The following is a 15833-nucleotide window of genomic DNA, read 5'->3' as shown; positions in this document are numbered from 1 at the left end:
TCTTCTCGTGTTCAGCCGCGCGCTGCAGCGAGATCCGCCGCGCAGGGAATGTGCAGCTCGCCCACCGTCACCGTGCGCGCCGCATGCACCGCGCGCAGCGTGGCGATGGCCACCGCCTCGGCGGCCATGGTGCTGAGCACCGTCATGCCGGGAGCGTTGCCTTCCAGCGGCACGCGGCCGGTGGCCAGCGCGAACAGCGTGTCGCCGTCGCTCATGGTGTGCACCGGGTTGATGGAACGCGCGAGCCCGTCGTGCGCGACCATGGCGAGCCGGTTGGCCTGTACCTTGGTCAGCACCGCGTCGGTGGCGATCACGCCGATGGTGGTGTTGGTGCCCGCCAGCAGGGGCTTGGGGCTGTCGCCGCGCAGCAGGGCACGGCGGGTGTCGAGCAGCGCCTTGCCGTCTTCGGTGCGCGCGCCGGCCACGGGCTGGCCGGTGTTGTGATCGATCACGTCGCCCAGCGAGTTCACCGCGATCAGCGCACCCACCGTGACGCCGCCGACCGTGACCGATGCGGTGCCGATGCCGCCCTTCATCGCGCGCTGCACGCCGAAGAGCTTGCCCACCAGCGCGCCGGTGCCCGCGCCCACGTTGCCTTCGGCGGGGGCAGCGGTGCTCGCGGCCTCGCAGGCGGCATAGCCGGCCGCGGCGTCGGGGCGGATGCGCGCGTCGCCCATGGGCAGGTCGAACAGCACGGCGGCCGGCACGATGGGCAGGGTGCCGAAGCGCACGTCCATGCCGATGTTGCGTTCTTCCATCCAGCGCATCGCGCCGTCGGCGGCTGCCAGGCCCCAGGCGCTGCCGCCCGCGAGCATCACGGCGTGTACCTGTTGCACGAGGTTGCCGGGCGCGAGCAGGTCGGTCTCGCGCGTGCCGGGTGCGGCGCCGCGAACGTCCACGCCGGCCACGGCGCCGTCGCGCGCCATGACGACGGTGCAGCCGGTGGGGCGGCGGGTGTCGGAGAAGTGGCCGACCTCGATGCCGGCGACGTCGGTGATGGAACCGGCGGAATGAGTGGGGGTGGAAGACGGGGCAGACATGGCGGCCGATTATGAGACCGCACCCTCTACGATCCCCACCATGACAGTTGCAAGAAGTTTCTCCCCAGACGGCGGCCGCCGTCATGTCGTGGTGATCGGCGCGGGCGCGGTGGGCAGCGCCACCGCCATCGAAGCCCTGCGCGCGGGCCTGCGCGTGACGGTGGTGGAGCCCGGCGAACCGGGTGGTCCGCAGGCCACGAGCTACGGCAATGCCGGCTGGCTGTCGTCGCACTCCGTGGTGCCGCCCGCGCTGCCGGGTGCCTGGCGCAAGGTGCCGGGCTGGCTGGCCGACCCGCTCGGGCCGCTCGCCCTGCGCTGGCGCTACCTGCCGCGCGCCCTGCCATGGCTGTTGCGTTACCTGGCCTCGGGCTGGACCGAGGCGCGCGTGCAGCGCACAGCCGATGCCCTCCGCACGCTGCTGGCCGATGCGCCCGCGCTGCATGCGCAACTGGCCGCCGAGGCCGGCGTGCCGCAGCTCATCGAGCGGCGTGGGCTGCTGCACGCCTACCGTTCGCGAGCCGAGTTCGACGGCGATGCGCTGGGCTGGCGCGTGCGCCAGCGCGTCGGCGTCCAGTGGGAGGAATGGCCGGAAGACGAACTGCGCCGCCGCGAGCCCGATCTGGCGGCGCGCTACACGCTCGGCATCTTCGTGCCCGAAGCCGGCCACTGCCGCAATCCGGGCGCCTACGTGGCGGCCCTGGCGCAGCATGCACTCGATGTGGGCGCCGAACGTGTCGCCGCCCGCGCGACGGGCTTTCGCATCGAGGGCGGCCGTCTGCGCGCCGTGCGCACAGAGGCTGGCGAAATCGCCTGCGACGGCGCCGCCATCTGCGCCGGTGCCCGCTCAGGCCCGCTGGCCGCAGCCGCCGGCTCCGCGGTGCCGCTGGAGTCGGAGCGCGGCTACCACGTGGTCGTCGAAGACGCCACGGCCGGCCCGCGCACGCCGACCATGGTGGCCGACGGCAAGCTCATCGCGCACTGGATGGACGGCGGCCTGCGCGCGGCAGGGCAGGTCGAGATCGCGGGCCTCGAAGCGGCGCCCGACTGGCGCCGCGCCGAAATCCTGCACGAGCATCTGCAATCGATGTTTCCGTCGCTTGCACGACCCGCGCCCGGCGCGCCTTCAGTGAAGCACTGGCTCGGACACCGCCCGAGCCTGCCCGACGGGCTGCCCTGCATCGGCCCGTCAGGCGGCAGCGCCGACATCGTGCTGGCCTTCGGGCATGGCCATGTCGGCCTGTGCGGCTCGGCGCGCACGGGGCGGCTGGCGGCTCAGTTGCTCGCGGGCGTTGCTGCGGAGATACCGTTGGCGCCTTTCGACCCGGGGCGCTTCAAGTCCTAGAGTTCGCCGCGCTCCAGCTCCGTGAGTAGTGCGCGCGTCGCGCGGCTGAGAAATGCCGACCGGCGCACGACGCAAGCTACGGGAACGCTCACATCGAGATCCGCGACTCGGATCAGCGCGAGATTGCCTTGTCCGACTTCCTCGGCAATGGCGCTTTCCTGGAGGAGCGCCAGGCCGAATCCCGCTTCGACCAGGCGCTTCTGAGCGGTCAGGCTGTCGATGGCGGTCCAGTCGATCCGCTCCACGCCCCGCACGAGGAACTGCGAAAAGATCGCCTCTGCGTAGGGCTCTGCGCGCCGCGGTTGCTGCGGAAAAGCCAGCCACCGTTCCCCCGAAAGACGGACGAGCGACTTCAACCGCTTGCCCGCGAGCGGATGGGCCGGCGCGCATGCGATCACAAGTCGCTCGTGGTGAATGATCTTGCACAGGAGGTCCGGCGACGGATCTTCGTAGTAGCGCAACCCCACGGCCGCATCGCCGGCACGGACCTTCTCGCTGACCTCGGCGCTGGTTGCCGTCTGCAGGCGGATGTCGAGGTCGGGAAGCGAGGACTTGAGTGTGGCGAGCACGGCAGCGAGGCCGGAGCTTGCGAGCGTTCCGACAGCCGCGATGTGCACCGTGCCTGCCGCGCCGGACTTGGCGGCCTCCACCGCGGCGGCAGCGTCGCCGAGCGCAGCGGCAACCTTCTCGGCGTGGGGCAGCAGGGCCTGGCCCGCCTGGCTCAGCCGGAGCCCGCGACCGATGCGCTCGAACAGCGGCGCGCCCAGCTCCTCCTCCAGCAGCGCGATGCGGCGACTGATTGCCGATTGCGTGCGTGCAAGCGCAGACGCGGCTGCAGACACGCCGCCTCGCCGATGCACCGTCAGGAACGTGGCAAGAGCTTCTGAATCCATGTGACGCCATCCATGCAAGAGATCGATAGATCAAAGAAATATTATGCGTTTGACGCGCATCTGCCTCCACATCACCATCGCGCCTTCATCCATCACGGCGGAGTTGAAATGGACCAGGAGACACGCATTGCGCGCGGCCGCACCTTCCTCGAACTGCATCGGGCGAAGCGCGGATTCATCATGCCCAACGCCTGGGATCCGGGCAGCGCGGTGCTGCTCGCATCAGAGGGCTTCAAGGCAATCGGCACCACCAGCGCCGGCATCGCGTTCTCGCTGGGAAAGCCGGACTACAACGTCAGGGATGCCCGCCTCTCAGTCAGCCGCGAGGAGATGCTCGCGGTGGTACGGAAGATCGCCGAAGCGGTGGCCATTCCCGTGAGTGCCGACCTGGAAGCCGGCTACGGGGACGCGCCGGAGCAAGTCGCCGACACTGTTCGCATGGCCATCGACGCGGGTGCGGCGGGCGGCAACATCGAGGACACCGATGCCGAGCATGGGCGCCTGTTCGACGAGGGGCTGGCCGTCGCCCGCATCGCCGCAGCGCGTGCCGCCGTCGATGCCGCAGGCGGCGGCTTCGTGCTGAACGCGCGCACCGATGCGTTCCTGCTTCCCGGCGACGATGCACTGAACGTCGCGATCCGGCGCGCCAACCACTTCATGGAGGCGGGGGCGCACTGCGTGTTCGTGCCCGGGGTCACTGACCTGTCCCGGGTCGCGACGCTGGCGCGCGAAATCGCGGGCCCCCTCAACATCGTGGTGGGGTTGAATGAGGCGTCCGCCAGCGCTTTCGAACTGATCGATGCCGGGGCCGCGCGGATCAGTGTAGGAGGATCGATCGCACGCTCGGTCATGGCGCTCGTGAGGCGCAGCGCGCGGGAACTGCACGCGCACGGAACGGTCTCCTACGCGGGCAGCCAGATTCCCCAGCACGAACTCAATGCCCTGTTCGAAGGGGCACTGCGAGCGAAGCTCAGTTTGCCGGCGCTATCGACAGCACAGTGAGTGCGCCGTCGACCTTGTCGGCCGTGAATTGCACCTTGTCGCCGGGCTTCACCTTCGTGAGCAGCGCGGGATCGCTCACGCGGAAGACCATCGTCATGCCCATCATATCGAGGTTGGGAATGTCGCCGTGCTTCAGCGTGATCTTCTTCGCGTCGGTGTCGATCTTGCGGACCTCGCCTTCGACGGTTGGCAATGCAGCCTGCGCGAAGGCGGCTGCAGCGAGCAGGGCGGCACAGAGTGCGGTGAACAGTTTCTTCATGATGAGTTTGCTTTCCTCGGTTGTCGGTTGATTCAGCGATAGCTTTGATAGATGCGCGTGCTGCCATCGGCCAGCACCAGCAGCACGTCGTAGGGATCGCGCTGGTCGCCGTAGGCGGGGCCATCCATGCCCGGCGAGCCGATCGGCATGCCGGGCACGGCGAGGCCGACGGCCTTGGGCTTTTCTTTGAGCAGCCGCTGTACTTCGCGTGCGGGCACGTGGCCTTCGATGGCGTAGCCACCGACGAGGCCCGTGTGGCACGAGCCCAGCTTGGCGGGCATGCCCAGGCGGGTGCGCGCGGCCGTGTTGCCTTCGTCGTGCACGCGCGTGGCAAAGCCGCTCTTGTTGAGGTGCTTGACCCAGTCCTGGCAGCAGCCGCAGTTCGGGTCTTTCCAGATCTCGACCATCGGTGCCGCGGCCATCGCAGTGAAAGGCACGGCAGTGGAAGCCAGTGCCAGCAGCAGGTTTCTTCGTTGCATGGTTTCTCCTTCAGGATTTGCCAGCGGCAGCCAGCACGCGGATGCGGCCGGCCATGCCGAGTTCGTAGTGGTCCTTCACGAGGCAGGCGAAGTCGAAATCGCCGGCGCGGTTGAAGGTCCAGACCATGTCGCCGGTCTTGCCGGCGGGCACATGCACCATCCACGGGTCGTCGTGTTCCATGTCCGGGAACTTCTTCATCATGGCCGCGTGAGCCTCGATCTCGGCGGTGGTGCCGAGCACGAGTTCGTGCAGTTCCTTGCCGCGGTTCTTCAGGCGCAGGCGGATGGTGTCGCCTTCGCGCACTTCGATGACCGAGGGCGTGAAGGTCATGTCGTCGGCCATCGCGATGTCGATGGTTCGCTTCACCGCATTGGCCTTGCCTGCGATGCCCCAGGCCTTCTGCTCGGGCGCGAGCGTGGCAGCGCCTCTGGGCTTGGGGCCGTTGTGGGCCTCGTGGGCCAACGAAGCAGTAGTGGCAGCCGCGAGCACGAGGCCCGCGGCGATGGACTTGATGAGTGTCTTGTTCATGATTTGAGCTCCAGAGAGGAAGGGGTAAAGGAATCAGTGGTTGTGTGCGCCAGACCCGGAGGGCTTGCGCACGGTTGCGTCCGGGCTGCTGTTCTTCATCGACGGCGCGGGTGTTTCCTTGCGCGTGGCCGGCGGCACGTTCGCGTTCGGCACTTCGCGCGCGACGGTGCCGGGCGGGTGCTTGAACCAACCCGGATCGCGGTAGTCGCCGGGCTTCTGGTCGCGCCGCACCTTCAGCAGCGTGAACATGCCGCCCATCTCGGCCGATCCGAAGGGGCCGGTGCCGGTCATCATCGGCACGGTGTTGTCGGGAATGGGCATCTCCATTTCGCCCATGTCCGCCATGCCCTTGTCTCCCATCACCATGTAGTCGGGCACGAGCTTGCGGATCTTCTCGGCCACGCCCTTGTGGTCCACGCCGATCATGGTGGGCACGTCGTGGCCCATCGGCCCCATGGTGTGGTGCGCCTTGTGGCAGTGCAGCGACCAGTCGCCTTCCTCGTCGGCTATGAATTCCATCTGCCGCATCTGGCCCACCGCGATGTCAACCGACACCTCGGGCCAGCGCGCGGTGTGCGGCACGGGGCCGCCGTCGGTGCCGGTCACCTCGAACTCGTGGCCGTGGATGTGAATGGGGTGGTTGGTCATCGTGAGGTTGCCCACGCGGATGCGCACGCGGTCGCCCTTGCGCACGTTCAGCGTGTCGATGGCCGGGAACACGCGGCTGTTGAAGCTCCAGATGTTGAAGTCGGTCATGGTGTTGACCTTGGGCGTGGCGCTGCCGGGCTCCACGTCGAAGCTGCCGAGCAGGAAGCAGAAGTCGCGCTGCACGGGCTCGATCAGCGGATGGCTCTCCTTCGGGTGCGTGACCCAGAAGCCCATCATCCCCATCGCCATCTGCACCATCTCGTCGGCGTGCGGGTGGTACATGAAGGTGCCGGGCCGGCGCGCGGTGAACTCGTAGACGAAGGTCTTGCCCGGCGGAATGTGCGGCTGAGTGATGCCGCCCACGCCGTCCATGCCGTTGGGCAGGCGCTGGCCGTGCCAGTGCACGGTGGTGTGCTCGGGCAGCCGGTTGGTCACGAAGATGCGCAGGCGGTCGCCCTCGACCACCTCGATGGTCGGGCCGGGCGACTGGCCGTTGTAGCCCCACATGTTGACCTTGAAGCCGGGCGCCATCTCGCGCACTACGGGTTCGGCGACGAGGTGGAATTCCTTGACGCCGGCGTTCATGCGCCAGGGCAGTGTCCAGCCGTTGAGCGTGACGACGGGGTTGTAGGGGCGGCCGTTCGGCGGAACGAGCGGCGGCGCAGTGGCGGTGGAGCCTTGCGACACAGGTTCGGGCAGTGCTGCCATGGACACACGGCTGACGGTGGTTGCGGCAACAGCGGTGGCTGCGCCTGCGAAGAAGTTGCGACGATTCATTTCAATGGCCTCCCGTTGCGGGGGCATCACCGGCCGACGCGGTCTGCGCAGCCGTCATTCCACCGGGCGAGCTGCCCGTGAGCACCAGCTGCAGATCGGTGTCCGCCAGCCAGAAATCGCGCTGCGCCTCGATGCCGGCGTTCACGGCGAGCATGCTGGCGCGCGTTTCGCCAAGCAGCTCCCACACGCTCGCGAGCATGCCGTTGTAGCGCAGCACCATCTCTTCGTTGACCTTCTTGCGCAGTGGCAGCACCTCGTCGCGGTAGCGGCGGGCGATGGCGTAGGCGGTGTTCCAGCCCTGCCATGCTTCGCGCGCCTCGCTCGCGGCCAGCACGCCCACGTCGCGCACGCGGGCGGCCGACTGCAGGTATTGCGCCTCGGCGCGGCCGTTGCGGGCCTGTCCCCAGTCGAAGATCGGAATGGGCAGGTCGAGTTCGAAGCCGCGCTTGGTCTTTTTCGTGCGGTCGGCGTCGTTGTCGAAGGTGGTGTTGCGCACCACGCCCAGTTCCATCGCGTTGATCACGCTGGTGGCACGCGTCAGGCCCAGCGAGCCGGCTACGGCGGTGTTCTGCGCTTGCGCCGAACGCACGTCGAGGCGGTCGCGCAGCGCCAGCGCCTGCACGTCGCCCAGTTCGGGCGCGGCTTGCGGCAGCGGTGGCAGGCGGTCGGGCAGGGTGTAGCCGGCGCGAGCGCCGCTCAGGCCCATCAGGCGCGTGAGCTGCTCGCGGCTAGCGACAGCCGCCTGCTCGGCACGCGCGAGCTGCGCGGCCGCGTCGGCCAGCAGCAGTTGTTCGCGGGTGCGCTGCAACGTGCTCCAGTTGCCGACCTGGGCCATGCGATGCGCGAGTTCGGCGCCGGCTTCCGCGGCCTCCTTCGCGTCGCGCAGGTAGACCACGCCTTGCTGCGCGGCCACTGCGCGCACCCAGGCGCGGCGAGTGTCAGCGGCGAGCATCAGCACGCTTTGCGCAGCCTGCAGCTTGGCCGCCTCGTGCCGCTGGCCGGCCCATCGGGCCTGCCATGGCAGCGTGACCAGGCCCACCACGTTGAAGCTGAGCATCCGCTCGAACTCGCGCTCGCTGCCCTGCGCCAGCCGGCTGAAGGAAAGCACCGGATTCGGCAGGCTCGCGGCCTGCACACGGTCGACATCGCTCAGTTGCAGGGTGGCGAAGGCGTCTTGCACGCGCGGGCCGTTGATAAGTGCGATGCGTACCGCGGCTTCGACGTCCAGCGGCCTGGCAAGCAGCGTGTCGACGCTCTTTTGCGAGGCTTCGTCGGGCGTGCGCTGGGCTGCGGTGCCCGCCATCAGCGGGTTGCCGTGGACCAGCGCCTGCACGTCGGCGGTGCCGCCGTCGGGCGAGAGGCTGGCGCAGCCGGCCAGTATCAGGACGCTCGCGAGTGCAGTGGCGCGTTTGAGCAGCGCGCTACTTCTTCGATAGCAAGGGGGGCCGGCAAGCTGCCGGCGAACAATGGGGTTCACGCTCGATCTCCATGAGCAATACGACGGACGCTGCGAGCCGGAAAGGGCTCACTGCGGACGGACTACGGGCAGGGAGATCAGGAAATGGGCGGCTTCAGGCCCTGTGCGGGCTCTGCGCTGGCGAAGCGGGCCGCGTGTGCCGCGGGCGGCGCCTGGGGCGCGCTGTGCACGATGTCGACGAGGGGCATGCCGCCAAGGGCCACCGTATGGCAGACCTGACAGGCGGTGCAGGTGCCGCAGCCTTGATGGCCGGTGCCGTCGTTGCTGCTGTTGTCATGCGAACCGGCGTGGTCCGCCATGCCCATCTGCATGTCCATGCTGCTGCCGGCATCCATCGCCTCGTGGCAATGGGCTTCGGTAGCCGCAGTCGCCATGGACACGGCTGCCTCAGCCGCCGGCAGCGAATGCCGCACCATCTCGACCGCCATGGCATCGCCGAGCCAGCCGCGGATGGGCAGCAGGGCGATCATGAGGGCGAGCAGCAGGGTGCGCATGGGCGGGATGATAAACCTGCGTCCTAAGACATCAGTTCAAGACACCAGCTGGCCCCGGGCCTTGTCCACCCACACCTGCAGGTTGTCGAGCAGGTCTTTCTGGCTGAAGGAGCAGCTTTCCTCGCTGAAGAGCGCGCTCGACTCCAGCCGGTCGAGCAGGCTCAGCAGCACCTCGCCGTAGCGCGGTGGCAGGGCGCCGAGCAGCTCGGTGCTGGCGCGGGCTTCGTTCGACAGCGTGGTGACGGAGCCGCCGCCGTCGGTGCGCAGGGCCGCGATGCGCGCGGCGATGGCATCGAGTTGCTGTACGGCGCTCATTGCTTGTTCTTTCCGGGCGGCGGCAGCGACAGCCCGCGCTCGCGCATCAGGTCGCGCAGGATGTCCGGGTAGTCCGTGATGATCCCGTCCGCCCCCCAGTCCATCAGCCGCTGCATGTCGGCGCGCTGGTTCACGGTCCAGGGCAACACCTTCAGGCCCAGCTTCTGCCCTTCCTTGATGACGGTAGGCGTGAGGTCGGCAAAGGCCGGCGACCAGATCACCGGGCCCGGCGCGTTGGCCGAAGCGGCCCTGACCATTTGCGGCACCGAGGCGAAGCCGGCCGCATCGATTCCGGCGGTCCAGCGACTGTCCTTCAGCGTGCGGGGCGTTGTGAGGTAGGCGCGCGGCAATTGCGGCGCGAGCTTGCCGACCAGCGCCAGCGTGCGCCAGTCGAAGCTCTGGATCGTCACGCGGTCGGCCATCTTCGCCTTGTCGATCTCGGCGAGAAGCGCGCGCACCATCGGCTCGGGCGCGGCGGTTTCCTCAGGCTTGGTCGGGTCGATCTTGGTCTCGATGTTGAAGCGCACCGTGGCCGCGTCGGCGCCGCGTGCCTGCACCTGCGCGAACAGCGCGGCCAGAGTGGGAATGCGCTCGCCGTCGCGCGGCTGCTGCAGCGCGAACTGCTTGCCGTAGTTGCTCGTCGGATTGAGGCGGCCCACGTCGTAGGTCTGCAGCTGCGCCAGCGTGAGCGAGCGGATGGCCGCGCCGGTGTTCGGCGCCAGCCATGCGCCGCTCGCATCGCGCGTGTGGTCGGGGTTGAGCGAAGTGTCGTGCGAGATCACGACAACGCCGTCGGCCGTGAGCCCGATGTCGAGTTCGAGCGTGGTCACGCCAAGGTCGACGGCATTGGAGAACGCGGCCAGCGTGTTCTCGGGTGCCAGTCCGCGTCCGCCGCGGTGGGCTTCGAGGTCGAAGTGCTGCTTGGCCGTGGGCAGGACGGCGGCGCAGCCTGCCATGAGCAGGGCGGAAAGGGCAGCAGAGAGAAGGGTGTATTTCATTTGAGCTGCACTTTGATCCCGTTGTCTTGCACCGTGATGTCGCCGATCTCGTAGGTCTTGCGCCCGACCGTGAGTTCGTCGGCCGTGAAGCTGCGCAGCACCTGGCCCTGCAGCAGTTCCTGCGCGACCACCGCGCCGATTTTCTGCAGCCGCTCGGCGTCGCGGCCTTCGACGCCCTGCAACTCGAGGCGCTCGGCCTTGGGCTGGTCGAGCCGCAGCGCGCGCGTGGCCGGGTCGTACCTCAACGCACTGCTGACCGACACCAGGCCCTGCACCGGCGAGGCCGCCAGCAGCGGGCTGGCGATGGTCAGCGTGGCCGTGATGGCCGCGCGGTTGCCGCGTGCGTCCAGGCCCAACTGCGGATCGCGCAGCCCGACCATGAAGATCTCGGCATAGCGCTCGGCCACCGGGAAGCGCTTGGCGATCTGCGTCTGCAGCTCGTCGCGGGTGGCGGTGTATTCGCTGGTGAAGAAATTGAAGCCGGCCAGCGCCGCGAAGGGCGCCTGCAGGGCCGCGGCGCCCAGCAGCGCGCGCAGCACCCGGCGACGGGAGGTGAGGGACGAGGTGCGGAGGTTCATACCGGCCCGAGCTTGCCACAGCCGCAAAGGTTCCCGCCAGCCGCCCCTCGGGCGGTGCCTCAGAGCAGCCGGCGACGGGCGTAACGCACCACCGTCACACCGGGCTTGGCCTGGCGCGTCGAGGGCATGACGAGCACGCAGTCGTCGTAGGGCGTGACCACGGGTTCGCCCTCGTTCCAGCCGATCACGGTGCCCGCGCGTTCGATCACTTCCAGGCCGGTGAAGGGCTGCGCGAAGCGGAAGTCCTCGCCGCGCGCCACCACGGGGCCGGTCACGTCCAGCGCCCACTGCCGGGGTGCGTCGGGCTGCAGCCAGCCGGGCAGTTGCTGCGCGATGGCGGCATCGTCCAGCGTGCCGGCCGCCCGCAGGAAGCGCGCGCACTGGTCTTGCGCCACCGTGCGGCTGGCCGGGTCGCCATGGAATCCGCATTCGACCAGCAGCGCGAGGGCGTCGCTTTGCGCGTCGGCATCGGGCGCGCCGAACCGGCCGAAGTCGCGCATGCGCACGCCGTCCTTGTGGCCCGCGTCGATGACCACGTGCTCGGGGCTGCGCATTGCCTGCGCCAGCCGCAGATTGCGCGGCTGGATGCCGGTGAGCGTCAGCGGCGCCGAGGGCTCGTGCATCGAGTGCAGGTCGAGCAGCCAGTCGGCCTGAGTCACATAGGGCAGCAGCGCCGCGGCACGACGCCTCTCCCGCGTGCCACCGGCCTCGATGCGATCGGGCAGCCACTGGCGGTTGAGGTCTTCGTCGACAAAGCGCGAGGCATCGTGGTCGGCCACGTCGAAGGTGTCGAAGGCTTCCAGGTTGCAGAACGCCAGCGTGAGCGTGCCGCGCTGCGGGCGCACGCCGGCCTCCAGCAGGCCCTTGAGCGCCCAGGCGCCGCAAACTTCGTTGCCGTGCACGAGCGCGCTGATCATCACGTGCCGGCCGGGCGCTTCGGCTTCGAAGTGCCAGACGCCTTCGACGCCGGTGTTGCCGGCGCGCCAGGCAGAGAGGTCGGGGGCGGGGAGTTGAAACAGCGTGGACAAGCTCATTCCTTGATGTTGGCGAATTTGACGATGGTCTTGTACTTGGCGGTCTCGGTGACCAGGAATTTGTCGATGTCAACGTTCGACGTCGGGACGACCGAGCTGGCGGCTTCCATCTTCTTGCGGAAGTCGGGCGACTGCAGCGTCTCGTTCAGTGCCGTCTTCAGCCGGGCCAGCACCGGCTCCGGCAGCTTCGCCGGCCCCAGCAGCGCGAACCAGACGCCGATGTCCAGGCCCTTGAGGCTCGGGCTCTCGCTGAGCGCCGGCAGGTCGGGCGTGATGGCCGAGCGCCTGGCCTCGGTGGTGCCCAGCGCCACCATCTTGCCGCTGCGGATGTAGGGCAGGGCGCTGGAGAGGACGAACACGCCGAAGTCGATGTTGCCGCCCAGCAGGTCATTGGTGAGCGGCGCCACGCCGCGGTAGGGCACGTGCGTCATGAACACGCCGCCCTGCTGCTTGAGCATTTCTCCGGCCAGGTGCAGCGAGGTTCCGACGCCGGAGCTGCCGTAGCTGTACTTGCCGGGGTTCTTCTTCAGCAGCGCGAGGAATTCGCCGGTGTTCTTCACGCCGGCGCCCGGGGCGGCCACCAGAACCAGCGGCTGCGAGGCAATCAGGCCGATGGGGGTGAAGTCCTTGGGCTCGTACTTCACGTTGCTGTTGACCAGCCTGTTGATCGCCACTTCGTTGCTGGCACCGGCGAGCAGCGTGTAGCCATCGGGCGCGGCATTGGCGACCTTCTGCGCGCCGATGGCGCCACCGGCACCGCCCACGTTGTCGATGATCACCGGTACGCCGAGGCGATGGGACAACTCGACGCCGAGCGCACGCCCTGTGAGATCGGTCGAGCCGCCCGGCGGGTAGGCCACCACCAGCGTGATGGGCTTGTTCGGGTAGGCCTGGGCATTGGCCGGGCCGGAGGCGGCCCAGGCAAGGCCGCACAGGGCCACGGCGACACAGGAGGAGAAAGCACGGGGAAGACGCATCGTTGCCTCGGAGTTGTAGTAATCCTGAGGATTCTGCGGGGCAGATTGTTCTTGCATGGTGCCGTGCTGGCACGAAGTCGTGCTGATTGGATTGGGCTAGCGCGGCGTCATTGCCCGCCACACATCCTCGGCCAGCGGACCCAGCCGGCGCTTCGGCCGATAAAGCCGAACCTCGAAGCGCACCTCCATGCGCCGGCCGCCCACGGCCACCAGCCGGCCGGCCTTGCAATCGCCCTGCACCATCGACCAGGGCAGCCATGCCACGCCCAGCCCTCTCAGCACGTACTCGTAGAGCGCATCGGCCGAATCGCATTCGATGCGACGCTGGAGGCGCGGCGCCTGCGGATTGTTGGCAAGCAGGTCTTCCACCATGCGGCCCATGGCGAGCGTGCGGGCATAAGAAAGAAACGGCACCTGGCCGGTGCCGTCGAAGCTGTGCCTGGCAAGGCCTTGCGCATCGGTGCGCGACACGGGCACAAGCTTGTCGGACGCCACCGTCACATGGGAAAACTGCCGCCCATCGAGCCGGAAAGTGAGCGCGGCGTGATGAAAGATCAGCGAGAAATCCACCTCGTTGAGTTCCAGCATCCGCACCGTTTCCGCCAGCGCACCCGTCAGCACGCGCACCTCGCCATCGCGCAGCACGGGTTGCAGCCGCACCAGCCAGTCGGCCATCACCGTGCGCGCCAGCGTGCGGCCCGTGACCAGCGTCACCGTGCGGGCCTGCCGGCCGGCCACGTTGTGCACCTCTTCACGCGAGCCCTCGACGCTGCGCACCACTTGGCTGGCGTTGTCCAGGAAGCTCTCGCCTGCCGCCGTCAGCACGACCGGCGAGCTGCCGCGTTCGATCAGCGTCGCGCCGGCCCACGACTCGAGTGCGCGGATGCGCCGCCCGAAGGCCGGGTGCGTGACATGGCGAAGCTCGGCCGCGCGCGTAAAGCTTCGCGTCTGCGCCAGTGCGATGAAGTCCTCCATCCATTTGAATTGCATGGTGCGGAGCGAGGTTGGCTAGTTGCCCAAGGGGAGTTCGTAGCGGGCAAAGGACGAGGTGCCTTTTTGAATCTCACTGTGCAGCAGGAAACCGAAGCGTTCGTAGAGGCTTCGCAGGGCCGCCCTGTCTGCCACGCAATCGAGCCGCAGATGCCTGCGCCCGAGCTCGAAGGCGCGCTCTCGTGCAAAGGCCAGGAGGGCGGTCGACACGCCGCGCCCGGCCCACGCCCGGCGAACAGCCAGCTTGTGCACGAACGCCGAACTGCCCGGTTCGATTTCGGGCCAGAAAAAGGGGTCTTCCATGTCGAGCCGCATCACGCCGGCCACGTCGCCGTTCTCGCGTGCGATGAAGTAGCGCCCGGCATCGGTGTCGCGCTGCACGCGCTCGAGGCCGACGTCGGCGGCCGACCACAGCGGACGGCCATCGGCGGCGAGCCATTGGGCGGCTTCGTTCAGAACGGCGGCAACTGTGGCCGCTTCGGAGGGTGTTGCTTGCTCTATGTACATCGCGGTGGCGGAGGATAGCCGACCGACCGCAAGACCCCTCTCGGCCTCAATCACTCAGTCATGCAGCGACGACAGGAACTGCTTGAGCTCCGCCGTCTGCGGATTTCCGAACAGTTCCGCCGGCGGCCCCATCTCGTGCACGCGGCCCTGGTGCATGAAGATCACGCGGTCGCTGACCTTGCGCGCGAAGCTCATCTCGTGCGTGACCATCAGCAGCGTCATGCCCTCGTCGGCCAGCGACTCCACCACGCGCAGCACCTCGCCCACCAGTTCGGGGTCGAGCGCCGATGTAATTTCGTCGCACAGCAGCACGGCCGGTTCCATCGCCAGCGCGCGGGCGATGGCCACCCGCTGCTGCTGGCCGCCAGAGAGCTGGTCGGGCATGGCGTCGAATTTTTCGGCCAGGCCCACGCGCGTGAGCAGCTTGCGCGCCTGCGAGGCGGCTTCGAGGCTGCCGCGCTTCTTCACCAGCGTGGGCGCGAGCATCACGTTCTTGCCGACCGTGAGGTGCGGGAACAGGTTGAAGCTCTGGAAGATCATGCCCACGCGCTGGCGCAGCTCGCGCATGGCCATGGCGCTTTCGTGCAGCAGGGGCTTGCCGTCGACCGTGAGCGAGCCTTCCTGGAACACTTCGAGTCCGTTGATGCAGCGCAGCAGCGTGCTCTTGCCCGAACCGCTCTTGCCGATGATGGCGATTACCTCGCCGCGCTTCACGTCGAGGTCGATGCCCTTCAGGACTTCGTTGGTGCCGTACGATTTGCGCAGCGCGGTGATGCGCACGATGGGAGCGCCCACCGAGGTGGCGGGTTGTTGCGGTTCAAGCACGGCGGCCATGGGTTTTCCTCTCGAGATTCTTGGCGTACAGGCTCACGGGGAAGCACAGCACGAAATAAAGCAGGGCCACGCAGCTGAACACCACGAAGGGCTTGAAGGTGGCGTTCGAAATCATGCTGCCGGCCTTGGTGAGTTCGACAAAGCCGATCACCGACGCGAGCGCCGTGCCCTTGATGACTTGCACCAGAAAGCCGACCGTTGGCGCAATGGCGATCTTCACGGCCTGCGGCAGGATCACGTGGCGCATCTGCTCGCCGAAGCTCAAGGCCAGGCTGCCCGAGGCTTCCCACTGGCCCTTCGGAATCGAGGCCACGCAGCCGCGCCAGATCTCGGTGAGAAACGCACTGGTGTAGAGCGTGAGCGCCACGCTCGCGGCCGTCCACGCAGACACGTCGATGCCGAACAACGCAATGCCGAAGTAGGCCAGGAACAGCTGCATCAGCAGCGGCGTGCCCTGGAAGAGCTGCACGTAAAGGCTCACGGCCCTGCCGATCGCCTCGCCGCCGCGCATCCGCAAAAACAGCAGCAGCGCGCCCACGAGGCCACCGCCGATGAAGGCGATGAGCGACAGCACGACGGTCCAGCGCAATGCCATCAGCAGGTTGCGCAGGATGTCCCAGAGAGAAAAATCAGCCATGGTGAAAAAGGCCTCGGTATTCG

At 68.2% G+C, this 15833-nt stretch carries 19 protein-coding genes; 2 read left to right on the top strand and 17 right to left on the bottom strand.

Annotated elements, in window-relative coordinates; translation table 11 throughout:
• Positions 1-11 precede the first annotated feature (11 nt).
• Complete coding sequence (locus tag AC07O3_RS23740; protein ID WP_093058284.1) at positions 12-1040, bottom strand: P1 family peptidase; 1029 nt, start codon at positions 1038-1040, stop codon at positions 12-14.
• A 40-nt stretch (positions 1041-1080) separates the two neighbouring features.
• Here AC07O3_RS23740 and AC07O3_RS23735 point away from each other — a divergent pair, with 40 nt between their 5' ends.
• The gene (locus AC07O3_RS23735; RefSeq protein ID WP_354337607.1) at positions 1081-2382 is read left to right on the top strand and encodes an NAD(P)/FAD-dependent oxidoreductase; all 1302 of its coding nucleotides are present in this window, start codon (positions 1081-1083) and stop codon (positions 2380-2382) included.
• Here the strand turns inward: AC07O3_RS23735 and AC07O3_RS23730 are convergent.
• Entirely contained in the window at positions 2379-3275 is an 897-nt protein-coding gene (locus tag AC07O3_RS23730) for a LysR family transcriptional regulator (RefSeq protein ID WP_495340481.1), read from the bottom strand. The two genes, AC07O3_RS23735 and AC07O3_RS23730, sit on opposite strands and share 4 nt — an antisense overlap.
• 12 nt (positions 3276-3287) lie before the next feature.
• Here AC07O3_RS23730 and AC07O3_RS23725 point away from each other — a divergent pair, with 12 nt between their 5' ends.
• A complete protein-coding gene (locus AC07O3_RS23725; protein ID WP_495340480.1) occupies positions 3288-4277 on the top strand; it encodes an isocitrate lyase/PEP mutase family protein in 990 nt (329 codons plus the stop codon).
• On the opposite strand, the gene AC07O3_RS23720 is transcribed toward AC07O3_RS23725, so the two are convergent.
• From AC07O3_RS23720 to AC07O3_RS23650, 15 genes are all read right to left on the bottom strand, one after another.
• Positions 4246-4536: a copper-binding protein gene (locus AC07O3_RS23720; RefSeq protein ID WP_495340479.1), complete on the bottom strand. Its 291-nt coding sequence runs from the start codon at positions 4534-4536 to the stop codon at positions 4246-4248. The two genes, AC07O3_RS23725 and AC07O3_RS23720, sit on opposite strands and share 32 nt — an antisense overlap.
• A gap of 32 nt (positions 4537-4568) precedes the next feature.
• Positions 4569-5015 (bottom strand): DUF411 domain-containing protein, encoded by a 447-nt coding sequence (locus AC07O3_RS23715; RefSeq protein ID WP_097199601.1) that lies wholly within the window; start codon positions 5013-5015, stop codon positions 4569-4571.
• A 10-nt stretch (positions 5016-5025) separates the two neighbouring features.
• Entirely contained in the window at positions 5026-5544 is a 519-nt protein-coding gene (locus AC07O3_RS23710; protein WP_495340478.1) for a cupredoxin domain-containing protein, read from the bottom strand.
• 33 nt (positions 5545-5577) lie between these two features.
• On the bottom strand, positions 5578-6969 hold the full coding sequence (locus AC07O3_RS23705; protein ID WP_495340477.1) for a multicopper oxidase family protein: 1392 nt from the start codon (positions 6967-6969) through the stop codon (positions 5578-5580).
• Position 6970: 1 nt separating this feature from the next.
• The gene (locus tag AC07O3_RS23700; protein WP_495340476.1) at positions 6971-8446 is read right to left on the bottom strand and encodes a TolC family protein; all 1476 of its coding nucleotides are present in this window, start codon (positions 8444-8446) and stop codon (positions 6971-6973) included.
• Positions 8447-8523: 77 nt separating this feature from the next.
• Positions 8524-8940 carry a hypothetical protein gene (locus AC07O3_RS23695; protein ID WP_426392115.1) on the bottom strand — a complete coding sequence of 139 codons (417 nt, stop codon included), beginning with the start codon at positions 8938-8940 and terminating at the stop codon, positions 8524-8526.
• Positions 8941-8976: 36 nt separating this feature from the next.
• Positions 8977-9255 (bottom strand): hypothetical protein, encoded by a 279-nt coding sequence (locus tag AC07O3_RS23690; protein ID WP_093058291.1) that lies wholly within the window; start codon positions 9253-9255, stop codon positions 8977-8979.
• Complete coding sequence (locus tag AC07O3_RS23685) at positions 9252-10253, bottom strand: glycerophosphodiester phosphodiesterase (RefSeq protein WP_495340475.1); 1002 nt, start codon at positions 10251-10253, stop codon at positions 9252-9254. Before AC07O3_RS23685 ends, AC07O3_RS23690 begins: the two co-directional genes overlap by 4 nt.
• Positions 10250-10831, bottom strand: coding sequence for a DUF1439 domain-containing protein (locus AC07O3_RS23680; protein ID WP_093058293.1), 582 nt, complete (start codon positions 10829-10831; stop codon positions 10250-10252). Before AC07O3_RS23680 ends, AC07O3_RS23685 begins: the two co-directional genes overlap by 4 nt.
• A gap of 59 nt (positions 10832-10890) precedes the next feature.
• Positions 10891-11859, bottom strand: coding sequence for a M14 family metallopeptidase (locus AC07O3_RS23675; RefSeq protein WP_371127407.1), 969 nt, complete (start codon positions 11857-11859; stop codon positions 10891-10893).
• Between the two features lie 2 nt (positions 11860-11861).
• Positions 11862-12842, bottom strand: a complete 981-nt coding sequence (locus AC07O3_RS23670) for a Bug family tripartite tricarboxylate transporter substrate binding protein (RefSeq protein WP_489017154.1) — start codon at positions 12840-12842, stop codon at positions 11862-11864.
• Between the two features lie 96 nt (positions 12843-12938).
• Complete coding sequence (locus tag AC07O3_RS23665; RefSeq protein ID WP_495340474.1) at positions 12939-13832, bottom strand: LysR family transcriptional regulator; 894 nt, start codon at positions 13830-13832, stop codon at positions 12939-12941.
• A gap of 18 nt (positions 13833-13850) precedes the next feature.
• On the bottom strand, positions 13851-14393 hold the full coding sequence (locus AC07O3_RS23660) for a GNAT family N-acetyltransferase (protein WP_495340473.1): 543 nt from the start codon (positions 14391-14393) through the stop codon (positions 13851-13853).
• Entirely contained in the window at positions 14394-15173 is a 780-nt protein-coding gene (locus AC07O3_RS23655; RefSeq protein ID WP_093078782.1) for an amino acid ABC transporter ATP-binding protein, read from the bottom strand.
• Positions 15157-15810: an amino acid ABC transporter permease gene (locus AC07O3_RS23650; protein ID WP_495340472.1), complete on the bottom strand. Its 654-nt coding sequence runs from the start codon at positions 15808-15810 to the stop codon at positions 15157-15159. The genes AC07O3_RS23655 and AC07O3_RS23650 overlap by 17 nt, the downstream gene beginning before the upstream one ends.
• Positions 15811-15833 lie beyond the last annotated feature (23 nt).

The sequence above is a fragment of the Variovorax sp. GW821-FHT09D05 genome (assembly GCF_059416325.1).
Note: the sequence above shows the minus strand (reverse complement) of the source record. Positions and strands in the feature narration are given on the sequence as shown.

Coding starts and splice junctions, on each gene's coding strand:
- AC07O3_RS23650 (WP_495340472.1), bottom strand. CDS start 15,810: ATGGCTGATTTTTCTCTCTGGGACATCCTGCGCAACCTGCTGATGGCA.
- AC07O3_RS23710 (WP_495340478.1), bottom strand. CDS start 5,544: ATGAACAAGACACTCATCAAGTCCATCGCCGCGGGCCTCGTGCTCGCG.
- AC07O3_RS23730 (WP_495340481.1), bottom strand. CDS start 3,275: ATGGATTCAGAAGCTCTTGCCACGTTCCTGACGGTGCATCGGCGAGGC.
- AC07O3_RS23665 (WP_495340474.1), bottom strand. CDS start 13,832: ATGCAATTCAAATGGATGGAGGACTTCATCGCACTGGCGCAGACGCGA.
- AC07O3_RS23740 (WP_093058284.1), bottom strand. CDS start 1,040: ATGTCTGCCCCGTCTTCCACCCCCACTCATTCCGCCGGTTCCATCACC.
- AC07O3_RS23735 (WP_354337607.1), top strand. CDS start 1,081: ATGACAGTTGCAAGAAGTTTCTCCCCAGACGGCGGCCGCCGTCATGTC.
- AC07O3_RS23695 (WP_426392115.1), bottom strand. CDS start 8,940: ATGCGCACCCTGCTGCTCGCCCTCATGATCGCCCTGCTGCCCATCCGC.
- AC07O3_RS23705 (WP_495340477.1), bottom strand. CDS start 6,969: ATGAATCGTCGCAACTTCTTCGCAGGCGCAGCCACCGCTGTTGCCGCA.
- AC07O3_RS23690 (WP_093058291.1), bottom strand. CDS start 9,255: ATGAGCGCCGTACAGCAACTCGATGCCATCGCCGCGCGCATCGCGGCC.
- AC07O3_RS23725 (WP_495340480.1), top strand. CDS start 3,288: ATGCAAGAGATCGATAGATCAAAGAAATATTATGCGTTTGACGCGCAT.
- AC07O3_RS23670 (WP_489017154.1), bottom strand. CDS start 12,842: ATGCGTCTTCCCCGTGCTTTCTCCTCCTGTGTCGCCGTGGCCCTGTGC.
- AC07O3_RS23685 (WP_495340475.1), bottom strand. CDS start 10,253: ATGAAATACACCCTTCTCTCTGCTGCCCTTTCCGCCCTGCTCATGGCA.
- AC07O3_RS23680 (WP_093058293.1), bottom strand. CDS start 10,831: ATGAACCTCCGCACCTCGTCCCTCACCTCCCGTCGCCGGGTGCTGCGC.
- AC07O3_RS23715 (WP_097199601.1), bottom strand. CDS start 5,015: ATGCAACGAAGAAACCTGCTGCTGGCACTGGCTTCCACTGCCGTGCCT.
- AC07O3_RS23655 (WP_093078782.1), bottom strand. CDS start 15,173: ATGGCCGCCGTGCTTGAACCGCAACAACCCGCCACCTCGGTGGGCGCT.
- AC07O3_RS23720 (WP_495340479.1), bottom strand. CDS start 4,536: ATGAAGAAACTGTTCACCGCACTCTGTGCCGCCCTGCTCGCTGCAGCC.